Source organism: Escherichia albertii (assembly GCF_028622335.1).
Classification (GTDB): Bacteria; Pseudomonadota; Gammaproteobacteria; order Enterobacterales; family Enterobacteriaceae; genus Escherichia; species Escherichia albertii.
Map to the genome: position 1 here is coordinate 131,801 of NZ_CP117568.1, position 15,473 is coordinate 147,273.

10 protein-coding genes and 2 pseudogenes are annotated in these 15,473 nt (G+C 51.7%); 11 read left to right on the plus strand and 1 reads right to left on the minus strand.

The window, feature by feature from the left end; translation table 11 throughout:
* Nucleotides 1-98 precede the first annotated feature (98 nt).
* Nucleotides 99-272 (plus strand): con-10 family general stress protein, encoded by a 174-nt coding sequence (locus PS053_RS00635; protein WP_001273660.1) that lies wholly within the window; start codon nucleotides 99-101, stop codon nucleotides 270-272.
* Nucleotides 273-483: 211 nt separating this feature from the next.
* Complete coding sequence (gene rutR, locus PS053_RS00640) at nucleotides 484-1,122, plus strand: HTH-type transcriptional regulator RutR (protein ID WP_010342910.1); 639 nt, start codon at nucleotides 484-486, stop codon at nucleotides 1,120-1,122.
* 39 nt (nucleotides 1,123-1,161) lie between these two features.
* On the opposite strand, the gene putA is transcribed toward rutR, so the two are convergent.
* Nucleotides 1,162-5,124: a trifunctional transcriptional regulator/proline dehydrogenase/L-glutamate gamma-semialdehyde dehydrogenase gene (gene putA / locus PS053_RS00645; protein WP_256879322.1), complete on the minus strand. Its 3,963-nt coding sequence runs from the start codon at nucleotides 5,122-5,124 to the stop codon at nucleotides 1,162-1,164.
* Nucleotides 5,125-5,181: 57 nt separating this feature from the next.
* Between putA and PS053_RS00650 the strand changes: the two genes are divergently transcribed.
* The 9 genes and pseudogenes from PS053_RS00650 to PS053_RS00690 all read left to right on the plus strand — a co-directional run bounded on the left by PS053_RS00650 (nucleotide 5,182) and on the right by PS053_RS00690 (nucleotide 15,468).
* Nucleotides 5,182-5,385: a hypothetical protein gene (locus PS053_RS00650; protein ID WP_256879321.1), complete on the plus strand. Its 204-nt coding sequence runs from the start codon at nucleotides 5,182-5,184 to the stop codon at nucleotides 5,383-5,385.
* A 157-nt stretch (nucleotides 5,386-5,542) separates the two neighbouring features.
* A complete protein-coding gene (gene putP / locus PS053_RS00655) occupies nucleotides 5,543-7,051 on the plus strand; it encodes a sodium/proline symporter PutP (RefSeq protein WP_044709679.1) in 1,509 nt (502 codons plus the stop codon).
* A 219-nt stretch (nucleotides 7,052-7,270) separates the two neighbouring features.
* Complete coding sequence (efeU, locus tag PS053_RS00660; protein ID WP_000497962.1) at nucleotides 7,271-8,101, plus strand: iron uptake transporter permease EfeU; 831 nt, start codon at nucleotides 7,271-7,273, stop codon at nucleotides 8,099-8,101.
* 57 nt (nucleotides 8,102-8,158) lie between these two features.
* On the plus strand, nucleotides 8,159-9,286 hold the full coding sequence (gene efeO, locus PS053_RS00665; protein ID WP_059276929.1) for an iron uptake system protein EfeO: 1,128 nt from the start codon (nucleotides 8,159-8,161) through the stop codon (nucleotides 9,284-9,286).
* 5 nt (nucleotides 9,287-9,291) lie between these two features.
* The gene (gene efeB, locus PS053_RS00670) at nucleotides 9,292-10,563 is read left to right on the plus strand and encodes an iron uptake transporter deferrochelatase/peroxidase subunit (RefSeq protein WP_256879320.1); all 1,272 of its coding nucleotides are present in this window, start codon (nucleotides 9,292-9,294) and stop codon (nucleotides 10,561-10,563) included.
* Between the two features lie 1,348 nt (nucleotides 10,564-11,911).
* A complete protein-coding gene (gene phoH / locus PS053_RS00675) occupies nucleotides 11,912-12,700 on the plus strand; it encodes a phosphate starvation-inducible protein PhoH (RefSeq protein WP_000533535.1) in 789 nt (262 codons plus the stop codon).
* A 99-nt stretch (nucleotides 12,701-12,799) separates the two neighbouring features.
* Nucleotides 12,800-13,036, plus strand: a pseudogene (locus tag PS053_RS00680) (DUF2726 domain-containing protein); the annotation flags it as partial.
* 779 nt (nucleotides 13,037-13,815) lie between these two features.
* A pseudogene (locus tag PS053_RS00685) lies at nucleotides 13,816-14,406 on the plus strand (POTRA domain-containing protein); the annotation flags it as partial.
* The gene (locus tag PS053_RS00690; protein WP_231932512.1) at nucleotides 14,389-15,468 is read left to right on the plus strand and encodes a ShlB/FhaC/HecB family hemolysin secretion/activation protein; all 1,080 of its coding nucleotides are present in this window, start codon (nucleotides 14,389-14,391) and stop codon (nucleotides 15,466-15,468) included. The pseudogene PS053_RS00685 and the gene PS053_RS00690, both read left to right, overlap by 18 nt.
* Nucleotides 15,469-15,473: the final 5 nt, after the last annotated feature.

Here is a 15,473-nt window from a genome sequence, read left to right on the forward strand (position 1 = left end):
GCTGGCATACGTTCACTAAGCTTAGTCCCACGTAGCGAAAATATGGCAGTCGCCATACGCCGCGTTTAATCCATGCACTATGATGACGGAGGTCAGTAATGGCAAACCATCGAGGCGGTTCAGGCAATTTTGCAGAAGACCGCGAAAGAGCATCAGAAGCAGGTAAAAAAGGTGGACAGCACAGCGGGGGGAATTTTAAAAATGACCCGCAGCGCGCATCTGAAGCAGGAAAAAAAGGCGGCAAAAGCAGCCACGGCAAAAGCGGTAATTAGCCGGTCTAATCCAGAATGAATGCGTTTTGTTTGAGGCGCATCATTAAGCCACCACCGCCGGTCACTCCGGCGGTTTTTCGTTCTCCTTGTATCCTCACGTTAATACTTTTTTGCTTATTCCATCATTATTCATTCGTACTGTGAATGTTGATGGTCGAGGCATCGTGCTGATTTTGCTATCCTGTTGCCCATCGACAAGAGGGGAGAGCGCATGACGCAAGGCGCAGTGAAAACAACGGGTAAACGCTCGCGCGCGGTGAGCGCGAAGAAAAAAGCGATTCTTAGCGCGGCACTGGACACTTTTTCGCAATTTGGTTTTCACGGCACAAGGCTGGAGCAGATCGCAGAGTTGGCTGGCGTGTCAAAGACCAATCTGCTGTATTACTTCCCGTCGAAAGAGGCACTGTATATTGCGGTGTTGCGACAAATTCTTGATGTCTGGCTGGCGCCGTTAAAGGCGTTTCGTGAAGATTTCGCTCCGCTGGCGGCGATCGAAGAGTACATTCGTCTGAAGCTGGAAGTCTCCCGCGATTATCCGCAGGCTTCACGTCTGTTTTGTATGGAGATGCTGGCGGGCGCGCCGCTGCTAATGGATGAACTGACGGGCGATTTGAAAGCGTTAATTGACGAGAAATCGGCGCTGATTGCCGGTTGGGTCAAAAGCGGCAAGCTTGCGCCGATTGACCCACAGCATTTGATTTTTATGATTTGGGCTTCCACCCAACATTACGCTGATTTTGCTCCCCAGGTGGAGGCGGTGACAGGCGCGACGCTGCGCGATGAGGTGTTTTTCAATCAAACGGTTGAAAACGTACAGCGAATTATTATTGAAGGAATTCGACCACGTTAATGATGCCGGAGGAGGTAACAACATCCTCCGGCTACCTGCTTAACCGATCGTCATCAAACTGGCGTTACCCCCGGCAGCAGCGGTATTCACACTCAGCGAACGCTCGATATACAGCCGTTCCAGAAGGATATTGCTTTCTCCACGGGCGAAACCCTGCACCGAAATAATTGCGCCATCTCGCGCGGCAACCGCTTCACACAATGCGCGAAGCTGATCCGAATCACCGTGGAAGATAACTGCATCAAACGGTTGAGCGGTTATATTTTCCGCTTTCGCCAGTTGAATACGTTCGCTGACTGCCGATGGCAATGCCTTCACTAGCTGACGATGCAACGCGTCATCCGGCCACAGTACCCGGCTGCCCACTGCCAGCACGGCGGCGAGCTGAGTTAATGCATCCTGTTCATCGTCCGCAATACACAACACGCACTCACGCGGCAGCAGCGTCCAGGTGTTGCGCTCACCCGTCGGCCCTGGCAGCAATCGCTGTGTTCCTGCCTGCGCCAGCTCGCTATATTGCGTACATAACGCCTGCAATTCTGGACGGTTTGCCGCCCATTCCCGCAGTGCATTCAGTGGCTGAGTCAATGCGGTTTTCAACTGCGCATCGACCGGATACTCTGCATCCTGACGCGCGAGCGTCACCGCCAGCGCGCTTGCCGGGCGATTCGCCAGCAGGCGGTAGAGATAAAGCGGACCGCCTGCTTTCGGCCCGGTGCCGGACAACCCTTCGCCGCCGAATGGCTGTACCCCAACCACTGCGCCCACCATATTACGGTTAACATACAGATTACCGACATGCGCCGAGCCAGTGACCTGGGCAATGGTTTCATCAATACGCGTATGGACGCCGAGCGTCAGGCCATAGCCGGAAGCGTTAATCTGCTCGATTAATTCTGGTAGTTGATTACGGTTGTAGCGCACCACATGCAGCACCGGACCAAAGACCTCTTTTTGCAATTCGGCAAAATCATCCAGTTCGATCAGCGTCGGGGCGACAAAAGTACCGCTTTGCCATTCACGGGCATCTTCGCTGTTTTCCCGTACCGCCTGGAACACCGGGCGGCCTTTGCTACGCATGGTCTGAATATGATGCTCAATATTGGCTTTCGCTTCGTTATCAATCACCGGACCGATATCGGTGGCCAGGCGCCCCGGATTACCCATTCGGCACTCAGCCATTGCGCCGCGTAGCATTTTTAACGTGTGGTCGGCAATTTCATCTTGCAGACACAGCACACGCAGTGCCGAACAACGCTGGCCTGCGCTGTCAAAGGCCGAGGCCAGTACATCGACGACGACCTGCTCAGTCAGGGCGGAGGAGTCAACAATCATCGCGTTCATGCCGCCGGTTTCAGCGATGAGCGGAACAGGGCGGCCCTGTGCGTCCAGACGGCTGGCGATATTGCGTTGCAGTAATGTGGCGACTTCGGTTGAACCGGTAAACATCACCCCGCGCACGCGCTCATCGCCCGTCAGTTGCGCGCCCACGGTTTCACCCCGACCTGGCAGCAACTGCACTACGCCCGGCGGTACACCCGCTTCCAGCAAAATGGCGATCCCTTGCGCAGCAATCAGTGGCGTTTGTTCTGCCGGTTTTGCCAGTACGCTGTTACCTGCTGCCAGTGCGGCGGCAATCTGCCCGGTGAAAATCGCCAGCGGGAAGTTCCACGGACTGATACATACCACAGGCCCTAAGGGGCGATGGGTTTCGTTAGCGAAATCATCCCGCACCTGTCCGGCGTAGTAGTGGAGAAAGTCGACCGCTTCGCGTACTTCGGCAATGGCGTTACTGAAGGTTTTTCCGGCTTCACGCACCAGAATACCAATCAATTGCTGCATCTGGCTTTCCATCAGCACGGCAGCGCGGTGCAAAATCGCCGCACGTTCAGCCGGAGGAGTGGCAAACCAGATTGGCGCGTTATTGACGGCATTTTCCAGCGCTTGATCCACTTCACGTGGTGTGGCTTCACGAACGTAGCCAACAATATCTTTCGGTTCCGCCGGATTGATAACGGGCGACATTTCACCTGCCGCGACCGGTCGTTCCAGCATTGGCAAGGCCTGCCATTTTTGTAGTGCACTATTGAGCAGGGCAGAGGAGAGCGAGGCCAGTCGGTGTTCATTGGCAAGATCCAGCCCTGTCGAGTTGTCGCGCCCGTGGCCGTAAAGATCGCGCGGCAGGGGAATTTTCGGATGCGGTAATCCAGTTTGCCCTTCCTGTTGTGCCATTTTTTCTACGGCTGCGACCGGATCGGCAACCAGTTCATCTAGTGGCAAAGATGTATCGGCAATACGGTTAACAAACGACGTGTTGGCGCCGTTTTCCAGCAAGCGACGCACCAGGTACGCCAGCAGAGTTTCATGTGTACCAACCGGGGCATAAATACGACATGGTCGGTTAAGTTTGCCGTCGGCAACTTTCCCGGTGACCTGCTCATACAGTGGCTCGCCCATACCGTGCAGGCACTGGAACTCGTACTGACCCGGATAGTAGTTCTGACCCGCCAGTTGATAAATCGCCGCCAGCGTATGGGCGTTGTGCGTCGCGAACTGCGGATAAATTAAATTCGGCACCGCCAACAGCTTTTTGGCACAGGCGAGATAAGAAACGTCGGTATACACCTTGCGGGTATAAACCGGATAGCCTTCGAGGCCGTCTATTTGCGCACGCTTAATTTCGCTGTCCCAGTACGCGCCTTTCACCAGGCGAATCATCAGACGGCGACGGCTGCGGGTGGCGAGATCAATCAGGTAATCAATCACCAGTGGGCAACGTTTCTGGTAAGCCTGAATAACAAAACCGATGCCGTTCCAGCCTGTCAGTTCAGGCTCGAAACAGAGTTTTTCCAGCAGATCGAGGGAGATCTCCAGACGATCGGCCTCTTCGGCGTCAATATTGATACCAATATCGTACTGACGCGCCAGCAGGGTTAATGACTTCAGACGTGGATAAAGCTCGTCCATTACCCGGTCATACTGGGCGCGGCTGTAGCGCGGATGCAGCGCCGACAGCTTGATTGAAATGCCCGGACCTTCATAGATACCGCGACCGTTGGACGCTTTACCAATGGCGTGAATCGCCTGCTGATAGGAAACCATATACGCCTGTGCGTCCGCTGCGGTCAGTGCGGCTTCGCCCAGCATATCGTATGAGTAACGGAAACCTTTCTCTTCCAGCTTGCGGGCGTTGGCTAATGCTTCCGCGATGGTTTCGCCCGTGACGAACTGCTCGCCCATCAGGCGCATTGCCATATCCACGCCTTTGCGGATCAGTGGTTCGCCGCTCTTACCGATAATGCGGTTCAGCGAGCGGGAGAGGCTGGCTTCGTTATGGGTAGAAACCAGTTTGCCGGTAAACAGCAGCCCCCAGGTGGCGGCATTAACAAACAGTGACGGGCTACGACCAATGTGTGACTGCCAGTTACCATTGCTGATTTTGTCGCGAATTAGGGCGTCGCGGGTGGCTTTGTCGGGAATACGCAGCAATGCTTCCGCCAGACACATCAGCGCCACGCCTTCCTGCGATGACAGCGAAAACTCCTGCAATAACCCCTGAACCATGCCTGCGCGACCGCTGGCGGTTTTTTGATTACGCAGTTTATCTGCCAGCTGATACGCCAGTTTATGCGCCTGTTCTGCAACGGGGTGTGGCAGGCGAGCTTGTTCCAGCAACATGGAAACGGCTTCTGTTTCCGGGCGGCGATAGGCAGCGGTGATGGCGGCGCGGGAAACCGACTGGGGCAATATTTGCTCGGCAAAGTCGAGAAAAGGCTGATGGGGTTCATCCGCCGGATTCGGCGCTTCATCGCTCTCATTAGCTGCACCAGAAAGCAGCGCAGGCAACTCTGGTAGCGCATTGCCGTTTTCCAGTTGTTCAAGATAAGAAAAAATCGCCTGCTTAATTAACCAGTGCGGTGTGCGATCGATTCGTATCGCGGCTGACTTAATACGCTCACGCGTTGCGTCGTCCAGCTTAACCCCCATGGTGGTGGTTCCCATGCCATTACTCCTGTTGTTCTTAAAGGTATAGCGAAGTGTTGTTATGAAATATCTATTATGTTGCAACTTTGTGCAACCTTGTTAAATGTGACCTGTATTGCAAGCTTAAAAATGAATGAAATGTTAATAAAAGAAATCGATATGACGGGGAATAAAAAAATAATGCAGACTTTTTCTCTGCGGCAGTTAACATTTTTGAAAGGTGCAACCACGAAAAATGTGATGGAGTGCAACCTGATGAAAAATAGTATCGCTGGTTAATAAAATTTGATGTAAATGATATGTTAAATCGATTGTGAATACCCCGAGCTTCCGGCAGGATACGGTCGCCCTGGCATAAATAACACCATTACCTCGTTCCGGTAATGGCTATAACGGCGTTTCGACATTGCCGATAATAATTTTTTGGAGACTTTAGATGGCTATTAGCACACCGATGTTGGTGACATTCTGTGTCTATATCTTTGGCATGATATTGATTGGGTTTATCGCCTGGCGATCAACCAAAAATTTTGACGACTATATTCTGGGAGGACGCAGCCTTGGGCCATTTGTGACGGCATTATCGGCGGGCGCGTCAGATATGAGCGGCTGGTTATTAATGGGTCTGCCTGGCGCGGTATTTCTTTCCGGGATTTCCGAAAGCTGGATTGCTATTGGCCTGACATTAGGCGCATGGATTAACTGGAAACTGGTAGCCGGGCGATTGCGTGTACATACCGAATACAACAATAACGCCTTAACGCTGCCAGATTATTTCACCGGACGTTTTGAAGATAAAAGCCGTATTTTGCGTATTATTTCTGCGCTGGTTATTTTGCTGTTCTTCACTATTTATTGTGCCTCGGGCATTGTGGCAGGCGCTCGCCTGTTTGAAAGCACTTTCGGCATGAGCTATGAAACCGCACTGTGGGCGGGCGCGGCGGCAACCATCCTGTATACCTTTATCGGTGGTTTCCTTGCCGTCAGTTGGACTGATACCGTACAGGCCAGCCTGATGATTTTCGCCCTGATCCTGACGCCGGTGATTGTGATTATCAGCGTCGGCGGCTTTGGCGATTCGCTGGAAGTCATCAAACAAAAGAATATTGAAAACGTCGATATGCTCAAAGGACTGAACTTTGTCGCCATTATTTCTCTGATGGGCTGGGGACTGGGCTATTTCGGGCAACCGCATATTCTGGCGCGTTTTATGGCGGCGGACTCTCACCACAGCATTGTCCATGCGCGTCGTATTAGTATGACCTGGATGATCCTCTGCCTGGCAGGTGCGGTGGCGGTCGGTTTCTTCGGCATTGCATACTTTAACAATAATCCAGCGGTTGCCGGGGCGGTAAATCAGAACTCTGAACGCGTGTTTATCGAACTGGCGCAAATATTGTTTAACCCGTGGATTGCCGGGATTTTGTTGTCGGCGATTCTGGCGGCAGTGATGTCAACCTTAAGCTGCCAGTTGCTGGTGTGCTCCAGCGCGATTACTGAAGATCTGTATAAAGCGTTTCTGCGTAAACATGCCAGCCAACAAGAGCTGGTGTGGGTAGGCCGTGCGATGGTGCTGGTGGTAGCGTTGGTGGCTATCGCTCTGGCGGCGAACCCGGAAAACCGCGTGCTGGGTCTGGTGAGCTATGCGTGGGCAGGTTTTGGCGCGGCGTTTGGTCCGGTGGTGCTGTTCTCGGTGATGTGGTCACGCATGACGCGCAACGGTGCGCTGGCGGGGATGATCATTGGCGCACTGACCGTTATCGTCTGGAAACAGTTCGGCTGGCTGGGCCTGTACGAAATTATCCCAGGCTTTATCTTCGGCAGCGTTGGGATTGTGGTATTTAGTTTGCTGGATAAAGCTCCGTCAGCGGCGATGCAAAAACGTTTTGCCGAAGCTGACGCGCACTATCATTCGGTGCCGCCGTCACGGTTGCAGGAAAGCTAAGGGACGGCGTGTTACCAAAAATTCCACGTCATAACAGGAAGCAGGCAGAGGGCAATCAGTGATTGCCCTCTGCGTTTTCTCTCAAAATATTTTTACATTTTCTCATCATTATCACTACATTCTGCTTGTATTTTTCTTCGCCGTAATGATAATCGCTATCACTGCGATTTACTTTTCTTTGCATTGATTGACTCAGAAAAACGTTTAAGGGTGGGTGGCATGTTTGTTCCGTTTCTTATTATGTTGCGCGAAGGACTTGAAGCCGCGCTGATTGTCAGTTTGATTGCCAGCTATCTTAAGCGTACCCAGCGAGGCCGATGGATTGGTGTCATGTGGATTGGCGTGTTGCTTGCCGCTGCGTTGTGCCTGGGCTTGGGCATCCTCATTAATGAAACCACCGGCGAATTCCCACAAAAAGAACAGGAGCTGTTTGAAGGTATCGTGGCAGTGATCGCCGTGGTGATCCTCACCTGGATGGTTTTCTGGATGCGCAAAGTGTCGCGCAATGTCAAAGTACAACTGGAGCAGGCGGTCGATAGTGCATTACAGCGTGGAAATCATCATGGCTGGGCGCTGGTGATGATGGTTTTTTTTGCCGTTGCAAGGGAAGGACTGGAGTCGGTCTTTTTCCTGCTGGCGGCATTTCAACAAGATGTCGGGATTTGGCCGCCGCTCGGCGCAATGCTCGGTCTTGCCACTGCCGTGGTGCTTGGCTTCCTGCTCTACTGGGGCGGTATTCGCCTCAATCTTGGTGCATTTTTTAAATGGACCAGCCTGTTTATTCTCTTCGTCGCCGCAGGGCTGGCGGCTGGCGCCATTCGTGCATTTCATGAAGCTGGCCTGTGGAACCACTTCCAGGAAATCGCTTTCGATATGAGCGCGGTGCTCTCGACTCACTCTCTGTTCGGTACGCTGATGGAAGGTATTTTTGGTTATCAGGAAGCGCCGAGCGTCAGCGAAGTCGCCGTCTGGTTTATTTATCTCATCCCGGCGCTGGTGGCATTTGCTATGCCGCCACGTGCAGGGGCAACAGCGTCTCGCTCCGCATAACGAATACGACGCAAACTCTTGCTTAGTTACAACATACTTTAAAGGGATAGTCTCGTCATGACCATTAACTTCCGCCGTAACGCATTGCAGTTGAGCGTGGCTTCGCTGTTCTCTTCTGCTTTTATGGCTAACGCCGCTGATATTCCGCAGGTCAAAGTCACTGTGACAGATAAACAGTGCGAACCGATGACCATTACGGTTAACGCCGGGAAAACGCAATTTATCATTCAGAACCACAGCCAGAAGGCGCTGGAGTGGGAGATCCTCAAAGGCGTGATGGTGGTGGAAGAGCGGGAAAATATCGCCCCCGGTTTTAGCCAGAAGATGACGGCGAATTTACAGCCTGGCGAATACGATATGACCTGTGGTCTGCTGACTAACCCGAAAGGGAAGTTGATTGTCAAAGGCGAGGCGACTGCCGATGCAGCGCAAAGCGATGCGTTGTTAAGTCTTGGTGGTGCAATTACTGCATATAAAGCCTATGTCATGGCGGAAACCACGCAGCTGGTGACCGACACTAAGGCCTTTACCGACGCCATCAACGCTGGCGATATCGAAAAAGCGAAAGCGCTGTATGCGCCGACACGCCAGCACTACGAGCGTATTGAACCGATCGCTGAACTGTTCTCCGATCTGGATGGCAGCATTGATGCCCGTGAAGATGATTACGAGCAGAAAGCCGCCGATCCAAAATTCACCGGTTTCCACCGTCTGGAAAAAGCCTTGTTTGGTGACAACACCACCAAAGGGATGGATAAGTACGCCGACCAGCTTTATACCGATGTGGTTGAGTTGCAAAAACGTATTAGCGAACTGGCTTTTCCCCCCTCAAAAGTGGTCGGCGGTGCTGCCGGGCTGATTGAAGAAGTAGCCGCCAGCAAAATCAGCGGTGAAGAAGATCGCTACAGCCACACCGATCTGTGGGACTTCCAGGCTAACGTTGAAGGCTCGCAGAAAATTGTCGATTTACTGCGTCCACAACTGCAAAAAGCCAACCCGGAACTGCTGGCAAAAGTCGATGCTAATTTCAAAAAGGTCGATACCATTCTGGCGAAATACCGTACCAAAGACGGTTTTGAGACCTACGACAAATTGACCGATGCCGATCGTAACGCGCTGAAAGGGCCGATTACCGTGCTGGCGGAAGAGCTGGCACAACTTCGTGGTGTGCTGGGGCTGGATTAAGTGTTATGCAGTATGAAGATGAAAACGGCGTGAATGAACCGTCACGCCGACGTTTGCTGAAAGGAATTGGGGCACTGGCACTGGCGGGAGGTTGCCCGGTCGCTCATGCACAAAAACCGCAAAGTGCGCCGGGGACGCTTTCGCCGGATGCTCGTAATGAGAAACAGCCGTTTTATGGCGAACATCAGGCAGGGATTCTGACGCCGCAGCAGGCCGCAATGATGCTGGTAGCGTTTGATGTGCTTGCCAGCGATAAAGCCGATCTTGAGCGACTATTTCGCTTGCTGACCCAGCGGGTTGCTTTTCTGACTCAGGGCGGAGCGGCGCCAGAAACGCCAAATCCGCGTCTGCCACCACTCGACTCCGGCATTCTCGGCGGCTACATTGCACCCGATAATCTCACTATTACGTTATCGGTAGGCCACTCGTTGTTCGATGAGCGCTTTGGCCTTGCGTCGCAGATGCCGAAAAAATTGCAGAAGATGACGCGTTTTCCTAACGATTCGCTGGATGCCACGCTGTGTCATGGCGATGTGTTGCTACAGATTTGCGCCAATACTCAGGACACGGTTATCCATGCGCTGCGCGATATCATCAAACACACCCCGGATTTACTTAGCGTGCGCTGGAAGCGGGAAGGGTTTATTTCCGACCACGCAGCGCGTAGTAAAGGCAAAGAGACGCCGATTAATTTGCTGGGCTTCAAAGACGGTACCGCCAATCCCGACAGCCAGAATGCGAAGCTGATGCAAAAAGTGGTGTGGGTCACAGCAGATCAGCAGGAACCTGCCTGGGCTATCGGTGGTAGTTACCAGGCTGTGCGTTTGATTCAGTTTCGCGTTGAGTTTTGGGACCGCACGCCGCTGAAAGAGCAGCAGACGATTTTTGGTCGTGATAAGCAAACTGGCGCGCCACTGGGGATGCAGCACGAACATGATGTGCCGGATTATGCCAGCGATCCAGAAGGGAAGGTGATTGCGTTGGACAGTCATATCCGGCTGGCGAATCCCCGCACGCCGGAGAGCGAGTCCAGTCTGATGCTACGCCGTGGCTACAGCTATTCGCTGGGAGTCACCAATTCGGGGCAACTGGATATGGGGCTACTGTTTGTCTGTTATCAACATGATCTGGAAAAGGGCTTCCTGACGGTGCAAAAAAGGCTGAACGGCGAAGCGCTGGAGGAGTACGTCAAACCCATCGGCGGCGGTTATTTCTTTGCGTTACCGGGAGTGAAGGATACTGACGATTATCTGGGAAGGACGCTATTGCAGGTTTAATGTTTTTAGGCGGATAAGGCGTTCGTGCGCTGATGCCTGATGCGACGCTTGCGTGTCTTATCATGCCTACAATGGGTACCGGATTGGTAGGCTGGATAAGGCGTTTACGCCGCATCCGGCGTTCGTGCTCCGGTGCCTGATGCGACGCTTGCGCGTCTTATCAGGCCTACAATGGGTAGCGGATTGGTAGGCCGGATAAGGCGTTCACGCCGCATCCGGCGTTCGTGCTCCGGTGCCTGATGCGATGCTTGCGCGTCTTATCAGGCCTACAATGGGTAGCGGATCGGTAGGCTGGATAAGGCGTTTACGCCGCATCCGGCGTGCGTGCTCCGGTGCCTGATGCGATGCCTGCGTGCCTTATCATGCCTACAATGGGTACCGGATTGGTAGGCAGGATAAGGCGTTTACGCCGCATCCGGCGTTTGTGCTCCGGTGCCTGGTGTGACGCTTGCGTGTCTTATCATGCCTGCAATGGGTACCGGATCGGTAGGCTGGATAAGGCGTTTACGCCGCATCCGGCGTTCGTGCTCCGGTGCCTGATGCGACGCTTGCGCGTCTTATCATGCCTATAATGGGTACCGGATTGGTAGGCTGGATAAGGCGTTTACGCCGCATCCGGCGTTCGTGCTCCGGTGCCTGATGCGACGCTTGCGCGTCTTATCAGGCCTACAATGGGTACCGGATTGGTAAGCAGGATAAGGCGTTTACGCCGCATCCGGCGTTTGTGCTCCGGTGCCTGGTGTGACGCTTGCGTGTCTTATCATGCCTGCAATGGGTACCGGATCGGTAGGCTGGATAAGGCGTTCACGCCGCATCCGGCGTTCGTGCTCCGGTGCCTGATGCCAGGGGGCTTGCACCCTGACTGTGGGCAGGAGCACACAGATTTCGCCCCAAATTGCTCGCCACTGTCATCACACTGTCATCTTTCCGATAGAAACTAATGTCACTAAATTGGTGTTTTATAGCTAAATATAGGTAAATATATTGTTGCAATGAATGTGAGATATGTTGTACTTATTTAAGTAACAGCGGTAGTTCCCGACAGTGATATTCAGTCACTATGGAGATCGCGAATGATAACGTCCTGTTCTGGACAGGTTTTTGACAATCAACGCTCCACGATACGCGGAGATTTCTCCTCCGGTAGCCACTTCGTCACTCTGTATTTTCACCCACTTCCTTTCTTTATCTGTGTTACCGACGCCGTAAACGGTGCGCGTAGCCGTTTTCGGTGTTATTTCCGAAAGAAAACTATGGCTTACAAGGAAGCCAACCCTCTGATGTTCGTGCGCATAATCGTGCCGTCAACGGCACGTGTGATGAATACAAACAACTCAAGGTGCTCTCCATGGGAAGACAAAAAGCAGTGATCAAAGCTCGTCGCGAGGCAAAACGTGTGCTGAGACGAGATTCGCGCAGCCATAAACAGCGTGAAGAAGAATCGGTCACCTCGCTTGTGCAGATGAGCGGTGTAGAAGCCATTGGCATGGCTCGCGACAGTCGCGATACTTCGCCCATCCTCGCGCGAAATGAAGCGCAATTGCACTATCTGAAGGCTATTGAGAGTAAGCAACTGATATTTGCTACAGGTGAAGCCGGATGCGGCAAAACCTGGATCAGTGCGGCAAAAGCAGCAGAGGCCCTGATACATAAGGATGTCGACAGGATTATCGTCACCCGTCCAGTTCTGCAAGCCGATGAAGATCTTGGCTTCTTACCTGGCGATATCGCAGAAAAGTTTGCCCCTTATTTTCGCCCGGTCTATGACGTGCTGGTTCGGCGCTTAGGGGCTTCCTTTATGCAGTATTGCCTGCGACCGGAGATAGGGAAGGTAGAAATTGCGCCGTTCGCTTATATGCGAGGACGCACCTTTGAAAATGCAGTTGTCATTCTTGACGAAGCGCAGAATGTGACAGCCGCGCAAATGAAAATGTTTTTAACCCGCCTCGGGGAGAACGTGACGGTTATCGTCAACGGTGATATCACGCAATGCGATTTACCTCGCGGGGTACGCTCCGGCTTAAGTGACGCGCTGGAACGCTTTGAGGAAGATGAGATGGTTGGGATCGTCCGATTTGGAAAAGATGATTGCGTGCGTTCGGCGCTGTGCCAGCGGACGCTACGCGCTTACAGTTAATAAGGACCCCGTCTTCAAGGCCCGGGAAACCGGGCTTTGTATTATTTTACTAACAGAGGTGATTTGCGTACCGGGTTACCACTCCAGGTAATCTGAATAAATGGTATGGCAATAGATTATGTTCTGTTTTCAAAGAAGGGCAATAAAATAGTCTGTGTTATTAAACTGGATGATCCGAGTCATGAAAGGGTAGAGCGTATTATTCGGGATCGTTGGTTGAATACAATTATGACTTTTGCCCAGATACTTTTTGGACACGCTTCTGTCACTAAATTGGCGGAAATGCTTCTTGTCTGGGCTTCTCATCACGGGGAGGCGAGCAGTCTTCCTGAATAAAATTCCCTCTTTACCCTCAACACTGGTTACGGTGACAAGTGCATTATGATCGCCTCTGTGCCGCTGGCTTACCTTCGATAAACATCTTCAAACATAGATTTTTATAATACTAACAATTAATTAAATTTTATGTGATATCTCTGAGGCAGTCAGGCAACATTTTTTCTGAAGCTTTTATTAATATTATGTTTTTTATGTATATTTTTATCTTGTGGTATTTTGTTTTGTGATGTTCATTATTCATTGTTAGCTTTTATTTTTTACCTTTTTTAAACGTTTCTAAATCATCACGTAACGTTATTTTCAATGATTGAAATCAAAAATCGCGCTTTTCTGTGCTAACAAACTGTATTAAAAGCATTCACAGGAATAATTTTCTACTAGTTTATATTAACTATAGTTATAAATTTTGCGATGTGCTGTTTTTTCAGTATTAATTGGGATAATGAGCTGATTATTACGTTTTTTTTGATCAATGTATCTGTGTAATTGTGTTATCTCAGGTTATTATTCCATGGCAATCAAAACTAACCTCTCCAGGAATCCGTCGCTCCTTCACTCAGCGCTCCGGCGCTGGTTGATGTGAGTGAATTTCGGGAGGGCGGTAGCGTGCCATTGTTAAATATGGCGTGAGACATCGTCAGGAGGCTGGCGGGTGATTGTTGGCATAGAATAAATAAAAGGTTTTTCATGTGGTTGGAAAATTATGTCGCAGGGGCGTGACATCTGAAGAGCAAAACGTATTTCGGTTCTGTCCGTCCTTTTTATCTCTGACACTGATGTCTGTTTTATTATTGCCTTCATATCTTCAGGCAGTTGATGTCCGGCGTAGTGGAGATGACGCATTTATCATTCAGCAGCAGCGTCAGGAAGCTCTTGAACAACAACTGACGCCTTCAGCCCCTGATGTTCGCCTTTCTGCTCCTGGCTCTTTTGCCCGTAAGATTAATTTTCCTGTTGAAACGCCCTGTTTTCAGATTAAACAGACGGAACTGGAGGGGGCTGATGCGTTACCACACTGGTTGCCTTTACAAAAAATCGCCAACGGGGCGGTCGGGCATTGCCTGGGGGCGAAAGGAATTAATCTGCTGATGAGTACATTGCAGAACCGTCTGGTCGATTATGGTTATGTCACCACCCGGGTTCTGGCACCTTCGCAGGATTTAAAAAACGGTATCCTCCGGCTGGTTATTATTCCCGGTGTTGTGCGACATGTGCGTCTGACACCGGACAGTGATGACTATATTCGGTTGTATTCCTCATTCCCGGCACACGAAGGCTCTCTGCTGGATTTACGGGACATTGAGCAGGGGCTGGAGAATATGCAGCGACTGCCGGGTGTGCAGGCTGATATGGAAATTGTGCCTGGCGAGCAGCCAGGGGAAAGCGACATTCTTATTACCCGCAAACAGGATAAATACTGGCGACTGGGATTTTCTCTTGATGATTCCGGCACCCGCAGCACAGGGCGTTATCTCGGCGGCATAACATTTTATCTGGATAATCCTTTTTCCCTGAGTGACCTGCTGTATGTTTCTGCCACCCACAATTTTCCACATTACGGGGGAAAGGGGAGTAAAAACTACACCGGTCATTACTCTGTGCCTTTCGGCTACTGGCAGTTTTCCGTCACCGCCAGTGATTACGATTATCATCAGACGATAGCCGGTGATGTTGAGGATTATCAGTACAGTGGCGAGAGTCAGAATCTGGGCGTACAACTGAGCCGGGTGTTGCACCGTAATGGGGCGCAGAAAACGGTGCTGACTTACGACATTCAGGCTCGCAGATCACGCAACTACATTAATGATACGGAAATTCAGGTGCAACGCCGACAGACAGCAGCCTGGCGGATTGGACTGCAGCACCGTCATTATATTTCGCAGGCCACGCTGGATGCCGGCGTCAGCTGGCAACGGGGAACCCGTTGGTTTGGCGCACAGCCGGCACCGGAAGAAACATTCGGTGAGGCAACGGCGCTCAGTAAGATTCTGCAGATGAATGCATCCTTTAATTTGCCATTTACACTGGCAGAACAACCTTTTCATTATTCCTTCCAGTATCAGCGCCAGCTAAGCAATACCTCACTTACCCCACAGGAACAGTTCGCTATCGGCAACCGCTGGACGGTTCGTGGTTTTGACGGAGAACGAACGCTGAATGCCAGTAACGGCTGGTATATCCGCAATGATCTGGCGTGGCGTACGCCACTGCCGGAGCAGGAATTATATCTGGGAATGGATTACGGCGAGGTGGGCGGAGCCGGCAGTGAGTATCTGGTGGGGCGTCATCTGGCCGGCGGCGTTGTGGGGATGAGAGGGCAGTTGTTCAGTACGGATTATGACGTTTTCATCGGTCGCCCGTTTTCAAAACCGGCGGGTTTTATGACGAGTGATGTGACAGCCGGTTTTAATCTGTTCTGGAATTTCTGAGGAAA

Coding starts and splice junctions, on each gene's coding strand:
- PS053_RS00690 (WP_231932512.1), top strand. CDS start 14,389: ATGGAAATTGTGCCTGGCGAGCAGCCAGGGGAAAGCGACATTCTTATT.
- efeU (WP_000497962.1), top strand. CDS start 7,271: ATGTTTGTTCCGTTTCTTATTATGTTGCGCGAAGGACTTGAAGCCGCG.
- efeO (WP_059276929.1), top strand. CDS start 8,159: ATGACCATTAACTTCCGCCGTAACGCATTGCAGTTGAGCGTGGCTTCG.
- PS053_RS00635 (WP_001273660.1), top strand. CDS start 99: ATGGCAAACCATCGAGGCGGTTCAGGCAATTTTGCAGAAGACCGCGAA.
- rutR (WP_010342910.1), top strand. CDS start 484: ATGACGCAAGGCGCAGTGAAAACAACGGGTAAACGCTCGCGCGCGGTG.
- PS053_RS00650 (WP_256879321.1), top strand. CDS start 5,182: ATGTTGCAACTTTGTGCAACCTTGTTAAATGTGACCTGTATTGCAAGC.
- phoH (WP_000533535.1), top strand. CDS start 11,912: ATGGGAAGACAAAAAGCAGTGATCAAAGCTCGTCGCGAGGCAAAACGT.
- putP (WP_044709679.1), top strand. CDS start 5,543: ATGGCTATTAGCACACCGATGTTGGTGACATTCTGTGTCTATATCTTT.
- putA (WP_256879322.1), bottom strand. CDS start 5,124: ATGGGAACCACCACCATGGGGGTTAAGCTGGACGACGCAACGCGTGAG.
- efeB (WP_256879320.1), top strand. CDS start 9,292: ATGCAGTATGAAGATGAAAACGGCGTGAATGAACCGTCACGCCGACGT.